Origin of the sequence: Paracoccus wurundjeri (genome assembly GCF_030678915.1) — a bacterium.
Classification (GTDB): domain Bacteria; phylum Pseudomonadota; class Alphaproteobacteria; order Rhodobacterales; family Rhodobacteraceae; genus Paracoccus; species Paracoccus onubensis_A.
Genome location: NZ_JAUUTZ010000012.1, coordinates 74063 through 88425, shown reverse-complemented (window position 1 = coordinate 88425; position 14363 = coordinate 74063). Strand labels below are relative to the sequence as shown.

The 14363-nt window shown below is 58.7% G+C and carries 13 protein-coding genes; 7 read left to right on the top strand and 6 right to left on the bottom strand.

Going from position 1 to position 14363, the window contains the following annotated elements; translation table 11 throughout:
* Positions 1-72: 72 nt before the first annotated feature.
* Together Q0601_RS13390 and Q0601_RS13385 are read left to right on the top strand one after the other, a co-directional pair.
* Positions 73-1932: an autotransporter assembly complex protein TamA gene (locus Q0601_RS13390; RefSeq protein WP_305290346.1), complete on the top strand. Its 1860-nt coding sequence runs from the start codon at positions 73-75 to the stop codon at positions 1930-1932.
* Complete coding sequence (locus tag Q0601_RS13385) at positions 1932-6413, top strand: translocation/assembly module TamB domain-containing protein (protein WP_305290345.1); 4482 nt, start codon at positions 1932-1934, stop codon at positions 6411-6413. The genes Q0601_RS13390 and Q0601_RS13385 overlap by 1 nt, the downstream gene beginning before the upstream one ends.
* A 49-nt stretch (positions 6414-6462) precedes the next feature.
* On the opposite strand, the gene Q0601_RS13380 is transcribed toward Q0601_RS13385, so the two are convergent.
* Positions 6463-7920: a PAS-domain containing protein gene (locus Q0601_RS13380; RefSeq protein WP_305290343.1), complete on the bottom strand. Its 1458-nt coding sequence runs from the start codon at positions 7918-7920 to the stop codon at positions 6463-6465.
* A 64-nt stretch (positions 7921-7984) separates the two neighbouring features.
* Positions 7985-9304 carry an ActS/PrrB/RegB family redox-sensitive histidine kinase gene (locus Q0601_RS13375; RefSeq protein ID WP_305290342.1) on the bottom strand — a complete coding sequence of 440 codons (1320 nt, stop codon included), beginning with the start codon at positions 9302-9304 and terminating at the stop codon, positions 7985-7987.
* Between the two features lie 90 nt (positions 9305-9394).
* Here Q0601_RS13375 and Q0601_RS13370 point away from each other — a divergent pair, with 90 nt between their 5' ends.
* The 3 genes from Q0601_RS13370 to Q0601_RS13360 all read left to right on the top strand — a co-directional run bounded on the left by Q0601_RS13370 (position 9395) and on the right by Q0601_RS13360 (position 11023).
* On the top strand, positions 9395-10021 hold the full coding sequence (locus Q0601_RS13370; RefSeq protein WP_305290341.1) for an SCO family protein: 627 nt from the start codon (positions 9395-9397) through the stop codon (positions 10019-10021).
* 59 nt (positions 10022-10080) lie between these two features.
* Positions 10081-10635: an ActR/PrrA/RegA family redox response regulator transcription factor gene (locus Q0601_RS13365; RefSeq protein WP_305290406.1), complete on the top strand. Its 555-nt coding sequence runs from the start codon at positions 10081-10083 to the stop codon at positions 10633-10635.
* A gap of 76 nt (positions 10636-10711) precedes the next feature.
* Entirely contained in the window at positions 10712-11023 is a 312-nt protein-coding gene (locus Q0601_RS13360) for an H-NS histone family protein (protein ID WP_119750867.1), read from the top strand.
* 27 nt (positions 11024-11050) lie between these two features.
* Here the strand turns inward: Q0601_RS13360 and Q0601_RS13355 are convergent, their stop codons facing one another.
* Genes Q0601_RS13355 through Q0601_RS13345 form a run of 3 tightly spaced genes read right to left on the bottom strand, consistent with a single transcriptional unit; the run spans position 11051 to position 12790 of the window.
* Positions 11051-11668, bottom strand: a complete 618-nt coding sequence (locus Q0601_RS13355) for an HD family hydrolase (protein ID WP_305290340.1) — start codon at positions 11666-11668, stop codon at positions 11051-11053.
* 12 nt (positions 11669-11680) lie between these two features.
* Entirely contained in the window at positions 11681-12208 is a 528-nt protein-coding gene (gene secB / locus Q0601_RS13350; protein ID WP_119750865.1) for a protein-export chaperone SecB, read from the bottom strand.
* A 60-nt stretch (positions 12209-12268) separates the two neighbouring features.
* Complete coding sequence (locus Q0601_RS13345) at positions 12269-12790, bottom strand: FxsA family protein (RefSeq protein WP_305290339.1); 522 nt, start codon at positions 12788-12790, stop codon at positions 12269-12271.
* 111 nt (positions 12791-12901) lie between these two features.
* Here Q0601_RS13345 and Q0601_RS13340 point away from each other — a divergent pair, with 111 nt between their 5' ends.
* Positions 12902-13558: a Tim44/TimA family putative adaptor protein gene (locus tag Q0601_RS13340; protein WP_305290338.1), complete on the top strand. Its 657-nt coding sequence runs from the start codon at positions 12902-12904 to the stop codon at positions 13556-13558.
* A gap of 1 nt (position 13559) precedes the next feature.
* Positions 13560-14150, top strand: coding sequence for a Smr/MutS family protein (locus tag Q0601_RS13335; protein ID WP_305290337.1), 591 nt, complete (start codon positions 13560-13562; stop codon positions 14148-14150).
* 5 nt (positions 14151-14155) lie between these two features.
* Here the strand turns inward: Q0601_RS13335 and Q0601_RS13330 are convergent, their stop codons facing one another.
* Positions 14156-14335 carry a PLDc N-terminal domain-containing protein gene (locus Q0601_RS13330; protein ID WP_119750861.1) on the bottom strand — a complete coding sequence of 60 codons (180 nt, stop codon included), beginning with the start codon at positions 14333-14335 and terminating at the stop codon, positions 14156-14158.
* Between the last annotated feature and the right edge of the window lie 28 nt (positions 14336-14363).

Here is a 14363-nt window from a genome sequence, read left to right as displayed (position 1 = left end):
GATCTGCTTGCTGGATCTCCGGGTCTATTCCTGTTCAAATACCCCCAGAAATCCGAGGGCGGGGACAACGCGATGCGGGCATATCTGAAGGCTATTCTGATAGGCCTTACAGCTTTGGGTATTGGCGGGATGGTCCACGCGCAATCCTCGAATCCGTTTTCCGGGCTTTTCGGCGGCGACGAAGACAGCGACAGCCCCGTTTCCCTTGATTTCCGGGTTGCCGGGGATGACGGCCGAATCGAACGCATGATCAAAAACACATCGCTTTTGTCCAGTGCACTGGCCGAGGATCGGATCACCGGGCAGGATCTGCTGGCGGCTGCTCGTGGCGATTACGCCCGGATATTGGGTGCGCTGTATGACGAAGGGCATTATTCCGCAGTCATCGATATCAAGCTTGACGGCGTGGAAGCTGCCGAGATCGCCCCACTGGATGCGCCAGAACTTGTCCGGTCGGTTGTCGTCACCATAGATCCCGGGCCGGAATTCGCCTTTTCCCGCGCGGCCATCGGCCCGCTGGCCCCCGGAGCACAACCCTCGAACGACTATCGGCGCGGCGAACCGGCGGGAACCGGCGTGATCAAGTCCGAGGCGCTGTCCGCGGTGGATTCCTGGCGGGAATACGGCCATGCCAAAGCCGATGTCGGCAGCCAGGAGATCGTGGCGGATCACAACAGCAATACCGTGGACAGCCAGATCGGGCTTGAACCCGGCCCGGCCGTCACCTTCGGCGATTTGCATATTTCCGGCTATAGCCGCATGAATCCGCGCAGGCTCCACAAGATCGCGGGCTTCCCGACCGGGCAGCGGTTCGATCCCGAAGATCTGGAAACAATGCGCAAAAGGCTTCGCCGCACGGGCGTATTCTCGGCCACGACGATCGAAGAGGCCGAACAGCTTGGGCCGGATAACAGCATGGATGTCAGCCTTGCCGTGGTCGAGCAGAAACCCCACAGGATCGGCGCCGGGTTCGAATTGTCGAATACCGATGGCGCAATGGTCTCGGCCTATTGGATGCATCGCAATATTCTGGGCGGCGGCGAGCGGCTGCGGATCGACGGTAAAATTTCCGATATGGGATCGGATGTCAGCGGGCGCGACGAGGAACTGAAATTCCGCCTCGACCGGCCCGCCACGATCACCCCGGACACAACCGCCTATACCGAGACCAAGCTGGAAAGGATGCGGGAAGAGGAATACGATTCCGACAATCTGACCATCGGTGTTGGTTTCAACCATATTTTCAGCGACGAGCTTACCGCCGATATCGCGATCGAATACGAAACCTCGCGGGTCACCGATGCCAATGGCGAGACCGATTTCCGGGTGCTGGCGCTTCCCATGGAGGCCATATGGGACATGCGCGACGAACCGAACAATGCCAAGCGGGGCTTTTATCTTTCGGCCGAGGTCACGCCATTCAGGGGCTTCGAAGAGACCGGATCGGGCGTCAGGGCGCTGGGCGAGGCGCGGGGCTTCTATTCGCTGGGCGAAGATGACAAGTTCACGCTGGCGGGCCGGGCGAAAATCGGAACCGTGGCAGGAACCGAGATCGAACGCACGCCACGCGACTATCTGTTCTATTCCGGCGGGGGCGGAACCGTCCGTGGCCAGCCATACGAGTCGCTTGGCGTAAGGGAAATTCCCGGACCTGACGAGCGGATCAAGACCGGCGGGATGAGCACCGCCGTGCTTAACGCCGAGCTTCGCTGGCAGTTCGGTGAAAATCTGGGGGTTGTCTTCTTCGCCGACTATGGCAAGGTCTGGGCAGAGTCCGGATTCGGCGGCAACAGCGACTGGCATTCGGGTGCGGGCGCCGGAATCCGTTATAACACTCCGATCGGGCCCCTGCGTTTCGATATCGCGGGACCGGTCGGAGGCGACACTGGCGACGGTGTGCAGCTTTACCTTGGCCTTGGACAGGCATTCTGATGCGCAGGCTTGTAATCTTTCTTTTCGCTATTTTTCTTCCGCTCGCGGTGCTGGCGCAAAGTGCCGCCGAATTGTCCGAGCAGGCCGAGGATGACCGCGGCTTCCTGACCTCGCTCCTTGAGAAAAACCTGTCCGGAGCGGGGCGGCAGGTCGTTATTCGGGGGTTCAAGGGCGCCCTGTCCTCTCGCGCGACATTCGAACAGCTTATCATCGCCGATGATGAAGGCACCTGGCTGACATTGAATAACGGAGCGATCCAGTGGAACCGGTCTGCGCTGCTGGTCGGACGGATCGAGATCGCCGAACTTTCGGCCAGCGAGATCCTGCTGCCCCGCCTGCCCGGCACCGGCGAAGACGGCAAGCCCAAGGCCGAAGCCAAGGAATTCGCGCTGCCGGAACTGCCGGTTTCGGTGAATATCGACACAATCCGGGCCGACAGGGTCGAGTTGGGCGAACCCGTCATCGGCCTTCCCGCCGCCATTTCCATGGCAGGCAGCATGAGCCTTGCCGGTGGCGAGGGTAACGCCGATCTGAATATCAAGCGGCTTGACGGGCCGCGGGGCGAATTTGTTCTGAGCGCCGGATATATTAATGAAACCAAGAACCTGTCACTGAACCTGTCGCTGGACGAGGCCAAGGACGGGTTGCTGGTCAATCTGGTCGATCTGTATGACAAGCCATCGGTCACCGCCCAAATCAGCGGCGAGGGACCGCTGGACGGTTTCACCGCGGATCTGCGGCTTGCCACCAATGGCCAGCCACGGGTGACGGGCAATGCCTCGATCAGTGCCGAAAGCTCTGCCGACGGTGAGCCGGGACGGGCATTCCGGCTGGAACTTGGCGGCGATGTCGCCTCGCTTCTGCCGCCCGATGACCGGACGTTCTTCGGCCCGGATACCCAGCTTGTCGCCGATGGCTGGCGCGGTGACAGCGGACGGCTGAACGTGCCGGAACTCATGATCGATACGGATGCCCTGAATCTTTCGGGATCGGTGACCACCAATGAAAAGGGCGCGCCGCAAAGCGCAAAGCTGCTGCTGGCGCTTGGCCGGGATGCAGAGGCAAGCGAGCTGCCCGTCAAACTGCCCGGCGCAGGCGGCGATACCACCGTCGATTCCGGGATGCTGGAACTGCAATATGACGCCGCCGAAGGAGAGGGCTGGACCCTGGCGGGCCGTGTCGGCCAGCTTGATCAGGGGGATGTCAAGATCGGCGCATTGACGCTTGACGGTTCGGGCCAGGTGGTCATGAACGAGGCAGGCGCCCTGTCCGAGATCACGGGCGGACTGGATTTCGGCGGCAGGCAGATGGAGTTCGCGGATCCCGGGCTTGCGCAGGCCATCGGCGAAGCCATTACCGGCAATGCCGTGTTCACCTATGCCAAGGGTCAACTGGAGGTCAGCGAATTGCAGGTGAACGGATCGGATTACGGGCTGTCGGGCTACAGTCTTCTGTCCGACCTGACCGGCGGGCTGATGCTGTCGATGGACATGCAGGCACGATACGAGGATCTCGACCGGCTCTCGACCCTTGCCGGCCGTCCCCTGTCAGGGCGCGCCGATGCTTCGATCTCGGGCTATTACACCGTGCTGACCAAAGCTTTCGATATCGATGCAGCGGTCCGGGGCACGGATATCACCGTCGATCAGGAACAGCTTGACCGGCTTCTTGCCGGGCAGTCGCGCATCCTGCTTTCGGGTCGGCGGGACGAAACCGGCATCGAACTTCGCGATCTTTCGATCAACGGACAAGGACTGACTGCGAATGCGCAAGGCTATCTGAACAGCGATTCAAGCGATGTCACCGCGCAGATCTCGATGCCCGCACTGGACCAGCTTGGCGGCGACTTCCAGGGCTCTGTCGAGACCGAGGCGAAACTGACCGGGGCGGATGGCGCAAGGCAGGTTTCCCTAAGAGGCGAGGCGGACAATCTGCAACTCGGGATCGAGATGCTGGATCGGGCGCTAAGCGGAAAAACCAGCCTGACGGTGCTGGCCGGACAGGTCGAGAACGGGTTTCAGGTCGAGAATTTCCGGTTCTCGAACCCGCAGATCAATGCCGAGGCCAAGGGCAATTTCGCCGCTGGCGCATTGGACGCAACAGCCGACATCGCGATTCCCGATCTGGCCGCGCTCAACCCCGACTGGACCGGCGATCTGAACGCCACCGCCCTTCTGAACGAGAAGGACGGCATCCGCTTTGTCGATCTGACCGGGACAAGCGAAGATCTGGGCTTTGGCCAGCAGGGCACCGATGTGGCATCTACGGGCACCACCAATCTGCGCGTGAAGGCCGAAGAGAAGGACGGCATCATCACCTTGCGCGATGTCGGACTGAAGAATGAACAGATCGACGCGACCGCTTCGGGAACCTATGGCGAAGGCGTCACCGATATTTCCGCTGATGTGGACATCTCGGCGCTTGAACCGCTGATTGCCGGTTGGCATGGCTCGCTAAGTGCCAATGCCGTCTTGAAGGAAACCGGTGATGGCGCGCGGCGACTGGAAGTCGACGGCACCGGGCAGGATCTTGCCTTTGGTCAGGCGCAGGTCGACAACGCCTTAAGCGGAGAAACACGCCTGCGCGTCATCGGGACCGAACGTGACGGGGTTTTCGACATCGAACAGGCGCAGATCGAGAACCCCCGTCTGGCAGCAGAAGCGACCGGCAAGATCGGCAAGGGCGCGACGGATCTTTCCGCGACGGTTGACGCAAGCGATCTTGGTTTTGTCGGACAGGGATTCGGCGGAGCGGTTTCGGCGCAGGCAACGCTTGTCGAACAGGGCGGCACGCGCCGCATTAATGCCAACGGATCGGCAAGCAATCTTTCGGTCGGGCAGGAAAAGGCCGATGCGGTCCTGCGCGGACAGACGAATTTCGATATTGCCGCGACCCAATCCGATGCGGGAATTTCCCTGCAAAAACTGGATGTCTCGAATCCGCAAATCCAGATCGGCGCAAGCGGAGATCCCGCGCAGGCATTGAATGTCGATGCAAGACTGAACGATCTGGCACTGATCCAGCCCGGTTTTCCGGGACCTGTCAGCCTGACCGGAACCATACAAGAAACCGCTCAGAATTTCATCGCCGATCTTGATGTGACCGCGCCGGGTAATACGAGTCTCCGGATTTCGGGGTCGGCGGCGCGTGATTTCTCGACCATGGATCTTGGTATCAATGGCGACACCAATGCCTCTATCGCCAACAGTTTCATCCGGACACGCAGCATTCAGGGCCCGGTCACAGCCGATCTGCGGATCAGCGGCCGACCGTCGCTGGAAGCCATCAGCGGTCAGGTGACCCTGCGCGGCGGTGAAGTCGCCGAGCCGGGTCTGGGCATGCGGATTGAGGGGCTGGATGTGACCGCCGATCTGCAGAATGGCCGGATCGTGGTAGATGCCGCCGGGAATATGGAGGCCGGCGGGCGGATCGCGGTGAACGGTCCGGTCGATATTCGGAACGGCACGGTGGATCTTGAGGTGACATTGGACGATGTCGTCGCCCGCGACCCCAATCTTTACGAAATCATGATTTCCGGAAATGTCCGCTTTGCCGGGCGCAATGCCGATGGCCCACTGATCTCGGGACGTGTGGACGTGGAGAAGGCGGAAATTCGCATCCCCTCGACCGGTTTGGGGGGCGCAAAGGCAATTCCCGAAATCAAGCATATCGGTGACACGCGGCCCCCGCGCTCGACCAGAGCGAAGGCAGGGCTTGAACCCTATGGCGGCCCCGCCTCGCAAGAGGCCGGGCTGGGCGGGCCTCCGGCCACGCCGCCGACCAATCCGCCACGGCTGGATCTGATGATCAGTGCCCCCAATCAGGTATTCATCCGCGGCCGGGGCGTGGATGCCGAAATGGGCGGGGAACTACAGGTCACCGGCACCACCCGCAATGTCATCCCGATCGGCCATCTGGAAATGATAAGGGGCCGGGTGGATCTTCTTGGCAAACGGTTTGATCTGACCGAGGGGCTTGTCGAGTTGCAGGGCAGCATGGTCCCGGTGATCCGGCTTGTTGCCGAGACACTGGAAAACAGTGTCACGACCCGTATCATCATCGACGGCGACGTCCGCGATCCCGATATCAAATTCGAATCCTCGCCCGAAATGCCGGAAGAAGAGGTGCTGTCGCAATTGCTGTTCGGGCGCGGCATCGACAATATCAGCCCATTGCAGGCGGCCCAGCTTGCGAATGCGATTGCGGTTCTGGCCGGGCGCGCGGGTGACGGAATCGTCGGACGGCTGCGCAAGCAAGTTGGCCTGGACGATCTGGATCTGGCAACCGATGACGAGGGCAATGTATCGGTCCGGGCCGGCAAATACCTGACGGACAAAGTTTATACCGATGTATCGGTCGGCGACGACGGCAAAAGCGCCCTAAGCCTGAATATGGATATTTCGAATACTCTGCGGACCCGGGGTTCGGTCGCCAGCGACGGCGAAAGCACCATCGGCATCTTTTTCGAGCGCGATTACTGAAGCCTGCCGAAGCTTTGCTGGGCGGGATACGGCTTTCCCCGGCATATCGTCAGGCGGCATGGAATCGCAGCATCCGGCAGCCGCCGCTGACCTGCGAGATGCTCCACCCGATCTGCTGGCCTGCCGGGCCGGGTATGCTGCCGCCGCATTCATCGGGCTCTATACCCGGATTCAGAAAACTGCGGCGCAATGCGTCATGTGCCGCCGATGCCTCATTGCTCCAGTTATCCCGGTATGAGCGATTGGACAGCACCAGCTTCCCGTCCGGCCCGAATACAGCCAGGGAATCGTCGAGCTGGTCCAGTACCGTCTTGTTCAATGCCAGCTTTTCCCGGTATTCCCGCCTTATCACGATCTCGGAAGTGATATCCTCGAACAGCAATGCGATAGCGCCATCGGGATGCGGGCTGCCCTGCACACGGAAAACCCGACCGCAGGGCAATGACCATTCTTCAAGATGATGGCCATTCGCCGCCGCGCTTTCCAGGTTATTGATCCGGCGGCGCCAGCCTGGATAATCCTTTGGCTCGGGCACCATCCGCAATTCGCGCAGCTGATCAAGGAAATCCGCAAGCGTCGGACGCGATGCCAGAAAATCTGCCCGGATACCGGTCAGATCAATGATCGCAGGATTGAATAGCTGCAAATTGCGTTGCCGGTCGAATATCGCAAAGCCGGTGCTCAAGGTGGCAAATGTTCTGGTCAGGGTCTGCACGAATTCGCGCAGAAACCTTTCGGCGCGCACGGCGGCATCGGCGGAGGCGGCGAAAAACATCGTATCCTGCCCAACATCGTGACGCCGGCAATCAAACCACAAGGTCTCATCCCCAGAGACCAGCTTGGCGCGGCAACTTTTGGCTCCGTTATCGGGCAAATCAAACAGATGCAGCATCGGCCAGCCGGGTTCCTTGCCTGTGATTTTCCTGACCTGCGACAGATAAGAGGCATTCGCCCATGTAATACGCCCGGACGGGTCCTGCCGCCACAGCAACGATGGCGCGTTGTCGAAAGCCTGACGCAGCACGGCAAGCTCGTCTTCCATGGCATATCGGGACATGATGTCGTTGCCGTCGCCACTACCGGGATTCGCCGGGGCCAAGGTGACGCGGGTCAGGTTCTCGCCGGGGCTTTCAATCAAAAGGCGAATTTCGTCGCCGTCGGGACTGATCCGGGTAGACAGGTCGGTACAGGTAAAATCACCACCGGCCGCAAGCCCCCTTGCCTGCGGGAAATGCGCTTCAATCCAGTTCCGCACCTGCTGCCATTCGGTTCCGGGCATGCCGCTTCGCCCCAGCCAATGACGAGCGGGTTCCGTTGCATCAAGCAGATCCGTGCCTTTGAACAGGAATACCGTGGGGATTTTCCGCTTTGAAACATCACTTGCGGCAGCTTGCGCCGCCGGATGGCGCCCGCGCTCCCAAAGCCGGATCAATGCCAGCCCCGCTATGACGGACAGCGCGCCGCAAATCAGGGATAAGCCGATAATCAAGAACGTAACATCGTCCACGCAACCGTTCCTCGGGAAAAGAAGCACAACTATAACGGGTATTTTAATTCCGCAAGCCTAAAATTCAGGGATCGGCCGGGTGATGAGGGTTTTCGCCAAGGATCGCCCGGCTGTCGGTTTTCAAACGCTCCAGCGGCCATGTGACCCGGACCACCGCACCGGGCCCGCCATTCGAGAATTCCAGCCGGGCCCCCGACCGCTCGAGCAGGGTCTTGGCGATAAACAAGCCCAGCCCCATACCATCATATCCCTGGCGCTGCGCTCCGCCTCGGCGACTCGTCAGATAGGGATCGCCGATCCGCGAAAGCAGGCTGCCGGGATAGCCCGGCCCGTCATCCTTGATCGTGACAGTCAGGGTTTCGCTGTCATGTTCGGCCTCTATCTGAACTCGTTTACTGGCGAAATCGACAGCATTCTGGATCAGATTGCGCAGCGCGTGAATCACCGCCGGATCGCGGCGGACACTTATATCCGGCGCATGGATTTCAACCGCCGGGCCACGATCACCATGTGGCCCCACGGCATCTTCAAGCATCGCGCTTAGAAGCGCGGAATGCAGCAGAAGATCGTCCTTCCCTGCCCTTCCCATACTGCGCAGGATATATGCGCAGCGATCGGCCGAGTCGCGCAATGCGTTAAGATCAGGCGACAGTTCGGGCCGGTCTCCCAACTCGTCGATCAGTTCCGATGTGACCAGCTTGATCGTTGCCAGTGGTGTTCCCATTTCATGCGCCGCCGCGGCAACCACGCCCCCTAGATGCTGCAACCGCTGCTCTCGCGCGAGGGCCATCTGCGTCGCGAACAGCGCGTTCGAGGTGGCGGATAATTCGGCCGTGACGCGATGCGCATAGCCCGAGAAAAAGAACACGCCGATAATCAACGCAAGCCAGTGACCGATCTGAAGCAGGGGATCCAGAAGCATCATATCTCCGTCGGGATAACGAACGGGGATGGCCAGAACGGCGGACAGGGTGATCAGGGCGACGGTCGCCAGTCCCAATGCGAATGTATGGCGGGCGTTAAGCGCTGTTGCCGCAATCGTGACCGGTGCCAGAACCAGAAGCGCGAACGGATTGGCCAATCCACCGGTCAGGCCCAGCAAAGCCGAGATCTGCGCGACGTCGAACAGCAATTGAAGAACGGCGCTATTGGGCGAAATCCGGGTAGGAACCTGCAAAAACAGCCATAGATTCATGACTCCGGCGATTGCGATCAGGACCAACGCCCATATGATCGGGAATTGCATACCCATCGCCGACGCCGTAACCACCGCCGCCAGTTGCCCGGCAATCGCGAACCAGCGCAATAACGCCAGAGTACGCATGCGTATAGGCTCTGAATGCGGAACCTGATCGCCGATACTCAAAGACTCTGTCTGGGACATGGCGCTTTCCGCTGCGACAATGAGTTATCTTGATACCCGGCGCAGGATTGGCGATCAATGCGCGAATGAAACCCGAGCAGGAGCAAACAGATGGCCGTTCGGAAAGACCTGATAATCGGAGGTGCCGTTGCCGTGGTGGCACTTGTCTCTGGCGGAATATATCTGTCAAGCGGCTCCGGAGGCAATTACGCGGATTGCGTCGCCAGCAATGTTGCCGGCGGATTGGACAATTTCGGCACCTCTTTTACCCTACGCAATCAAAAAGATGAGCAGGTAACCGATCAGGAGGTTTTCTCGAAACCATCCCTGCTTTATTTCGGTTATACTTATTGCCCGGATGTTTGCCCGTTGGATAGCGCCCGAAATGCCGAAGCCGCTGAAATCCTGAAAGAACGCGGTATCGAATTGCAAACTGTTTTCATTACCGTCGACCCTGACAGAGACACGCCTGAAGTTCTTGCGGATTTCACCGACTCATTTCCCGGCGATATGATCGGCCTGACAGGTACCCAAGAGGAAATTGCCGCGGTCAACAAAGGTTGGAGAAATTACTACAAGCTTAACAACCAGGAGGATAATGAATATTATCTCGTCGACCACATGACGAATACCTATCTGATTATGCCCGGCAACGAAACTGTTGAATTCTTTGACCGTAACAAGTCACCCGAAGAGATCGCGGATAGTGCCGCTTGCTTTATCCAGGCAGCGTCATAGTCTACAGATCGGCTCTACGCGACTCGCCGGAGTCAATTCGCTGTGATAAAGGGGCTGGCATGGTAGAATTTAACTCGAACAAAATCGGGCCAGACCCCTCGCTATTGCTGGTCGATGACGATGAGATTTTCGTAACCCGGCTTGGCCGGGCTATGGAAAAGCGGGGTTTCCAGCCACTGACAGCGCTTGGCGTCACAGAAGCCGAGCGGATTATCGCCGACAAACCCCCCGCTTACGCCGTTATCGATCTTCGGCTGGAGGATGGGCACGGGCTTGATGTCGTGGATCAGTTGAGAGAGCGCCGTCCGGATGCCCGCATTATCGTTCTGACAGGTTATGGCGCCATCGCAACAGCCGTCGCGGCTGTAAAAATGGGAGCAATTGATTATCTTGCCAAACCCGCGGATGCGAATGACGTAACGGCAGCGCTTCTTTCAACAAAAGATGTTTTACCGCCTCCACCCAATAATCCGATGTCTGCGGATCGTATTAGATGGGAACATATTCAAAGAGTTTTTGAGCAATGCGACCGGAATGTAAGTGAAACTGCGCGCCGTTTACATATGCACAGAAGAACACTACAGCGAATTCTTGCCAAGCGCGGCCCACGCTAATATATTACGCTTCTCTATATCTTTATTCCTATAGTATAGGATTAAGAGTAAATCCTGTACGAATGGAAAAAAACGAATGGATATCGAGTTAGATAAGCTGTCGCTTAAGGAGTTGCGTGAACTTCAAGCCAAGGTAGAACGCGCCACAAATTCTTACGAAGATCGTAAACGGCGCGAAGCACTTTCCGCAATCGAAAGTACCGCTCGTGAATATGGCTTCAACCTTGCCGAACTGGTCGGCAGCAAACCGAAGCGTGCCGGAACCATTGCGCCGAAATATGCGAATCCCGAAGATCCGACGATGACCTGGACCGGCCGCGGCCGTAAGCCTCGTTGGGTCGCCGAGCATCTTGAAAAGGGTAAATCCCTGGACGATCTGGCCATCTGATCCGGAAAATCGTTCAGACGTAACCCGTCATTTTCCCGGCTTTGCCCTGTCTACCTTGTCAAGCAAGCGGGAAAACCTGTCCAGAAACTCCGTCCGCACTTCCGCAGGTGGGCGGGGTTTTATTTCAAACTCGTCCAAAAGCGCCCCGTTTCTGATCGGAAACAGTTTCCGCGCCTCGCCAACAGTGAAGCCGGCAATCTGGACCGCCTCAAGCCGCGCCGAAATCCGGTCTGCGGATTTGATCCGCTTCCTGATCGGTAATGGAATATAGCCCGGCAGACCGAATCGGCGGTGAATGGCAATCGTCAGGCGTTCATCCATATCGCCATATTCCTCGCCCAATGCTGCCTTGACCGGGGAAATCATGTCGCCAATCACATATTCGGGCGCATCATGCAGCAGGGCGGCCAGCCGCCAATTGGGATCCGAACCCGGTTCAAGACGATCAAAAATCTGCTCGACCAGAAGAGAATGCTCGGCAACGGAATAGGGCCAGTCGCCGCGCGTCTGGCCATTCCAACGCGCGACAAATGCAAGCCCATGCGCGATATCTTCGATCTCGATATCGACCGGAGTGGGATCAAGAAGATCAAGGCGGCGCCCGGAAAGCATTCGCTGCCAGGCGCGACTTTGCCGGACGGCCATTGAAAACCCTCCTCAGGACGAGGATTGCTGTTCCTTGGCGGAAGACTCGGCTTGTTGTTGTGCGCGACGGGCAAGTTCCTGGCGGTAAAGCTGGACGAAATCGATCGGGTCCATGTTGAACGGCGGGAAACCACTGTCGCGCGTCAGGTCCGAGACGATCCGGCGCGAAAATGGGAACATCATGCGCGGGCATTCGATCATCAGGAAAGGATGAAGCTGATCTTCGGGAACCCCCTCGATGTGGAATACACCGCCATAATCCAGCTCGATCAGGAACAGAGTTTGACCGTCGCCCTTGTTGGTCGATTTCACGCGGTATTTCGAAATGACTTCATATTGGTTGTCATTATTACGCTTGCGGGCGTCCAGGCTGACCTGCACGGTAATTTCAGGTTGCACGTCACCGGTTGGAGCGCCCTTCTGGGCAACCGCATTCTCGAAAGACAAATCGCGGATATATTGCGCCAGAATTTGCATCTTCACTTGCTGTTGCGGCTGACTGTTCGGGGCAGCGCCGTTCGACTGATTGTCTTCGGCCATAGGATTATTCAAACCTCTCTGAAAAACTCAGGCCGCTTTTAACAGCACTGCGTGTCCGCCTCAATGCCGCGTCCAGCCAGAGTTGCCGCGATTGCGGTTTTCCCCCGGTGAAACATCCGGCGGCATGGGCGCATGATCCTGCGATTCGTCCTCGACCACGAAATCGCCATCGATCACGCCATCGTTATACGGAGGGCGATGCGGCTCCGGCCGGCCTCTCATTTGAACGCGGGACACCTGAATGCGGCTGGCGATCCAGCGCATGACAAGTTCGCGTATACCGGGCACCAGAAGCGCCAGACCAAGGCTGTCGGTAAAGAAGCCGGGCAGCACCAGCAGCATGCCGGCAAACATGATCATCACGCCATGCGCCAGCGGCCGGCCGGGATCACGCAATTCGCCAAAGCTTCGGTTCACATCATTCCATGCCTTCGCGCCCTGGCTGCGCATCAGCGACATACCGGCCACTGCCGTAAGAATCACGATGCCAAGCGTGGGCCAAAGTCCGATCAGACCGCCGACCTGTATGAACAGTGCGATCTCGATCAGCGGAACTGCCAGAAACAGTGCGAATAACCACATATGCTTTCCCTTTCCGGACGGGTCGATAACTGGACTTGCCCCGCCTCAGCCCCTACATAATGATCGAGGCCGAAGATACCAACATATGCGCATAGAATTGAGGTTCCCTGCATGTCCAACCCGATGATCCAGCTGCTTGTTCTGGCCGCGATCGCAATTTTTCTGATATTGCGGCTGCGCAATGTGCTGGGCACGCGTGACGGCTATGAACCTCCGAAATCGGAACCCGCGCAGTCGGATCGCCGGAATTTCGAGGTTATCGACGACAGCGCAGTCGAACTTGACCATGATATCCTTGACCATGTCGAAGCCGACAGCCCTGCCGCACACGCATTGATCGCGATGAAACATGCCGAGCCTTCGTTTTCCGTCCGGGAGTTTCTGAGCGGCGCGAAATCCGCGCATGAGATGATCCTTCTGGCATTCGAACGCGGCGATATTTCCGAGATTCGTCCGTTCCTTGCGGATGAGGTGGCCAACGCATTCCAATCGGTCATCGATACCCGCAACGAACAGGGACAGAAGGTCGAGGCTCAGTATCTGGGCACGCGCGAAATCTCGGTCGCCAGCGCGGAATTCGACAAGGCGACAGGCACGGCTGAATTGTCGGTGCGGTTCCTTGCCGAAATTATCGTGGTAACCCGCGATTCCGAGGGCGTGGTGATCGAGGGCGATCCCAAGGCTCCGCGCAAGCAGCGGGACGTCTGGACCTTCAGCCGCGGAATGGGTCAGGACGATCCGAACTGGCAGTTGGTCGCGACTGGCTGAAATGGCGGCGCGGCGCAGGGGACTTACGCCGGACGAACGGGAATTATGGTCCCGTATCGCCCGCAGCGCCAAGGCGTTGCACCCGCCCGGAAAACCCGCAGAATCCCACCGGGAAGAGACGACCCTTCCCCTATCTGAAAAAGCTGCCACGACGCCGGCGGCTTTTCCGCGGTTCAGGGTCGGCCAATCCTCACTTCCCTCCAATCCTGCCAGTGTCAGGGTACAAAGCCCCGCCGAATGGCTGGCCGATGCCGCCCCACGCATGGACGCCAAGGCCTACAAGCGGATGACACAGGGCAAGATGCGCCCGGAAGCGCGGCTTGACCTGCATGGCATGACGCTTGCACAGGCACAACCCGAACTTATGCGGTTCGTCCTGTCCTGCCATGCGAATGGATTGCGGCTGGTTCTGGTGATTACCGGCAAGGGTCGTGGCGATCACGGCCCTTTACCGACCCGCCCCGGCGCACTTCGCCACCAGGTGCCGCATTGGCTGCACAGGACACCATTGGCCCCGGTGGTGCAGCAGGTCACCGCCGCGCATTACAGGCATGGAGGAGAGGGCGCCTATTACGTCTATCTGCGCCGATAATGCCGTTAAAGCGATATATTGGATTTCGGTCCGGCAAAATACCAGATGATCAGCCCGATAACCGGCAGAATGACAATAATGGCAATCCACAGGATTTTTGTGCCGGTGCTGGCATTCGTATTGATGATCGACGCAATCGCCAGAACATCCAGCACGAAAATAATGATCCCGAATATATAGTTCACAATGAAGCCCTCCGTGCTGCTGCCTGAT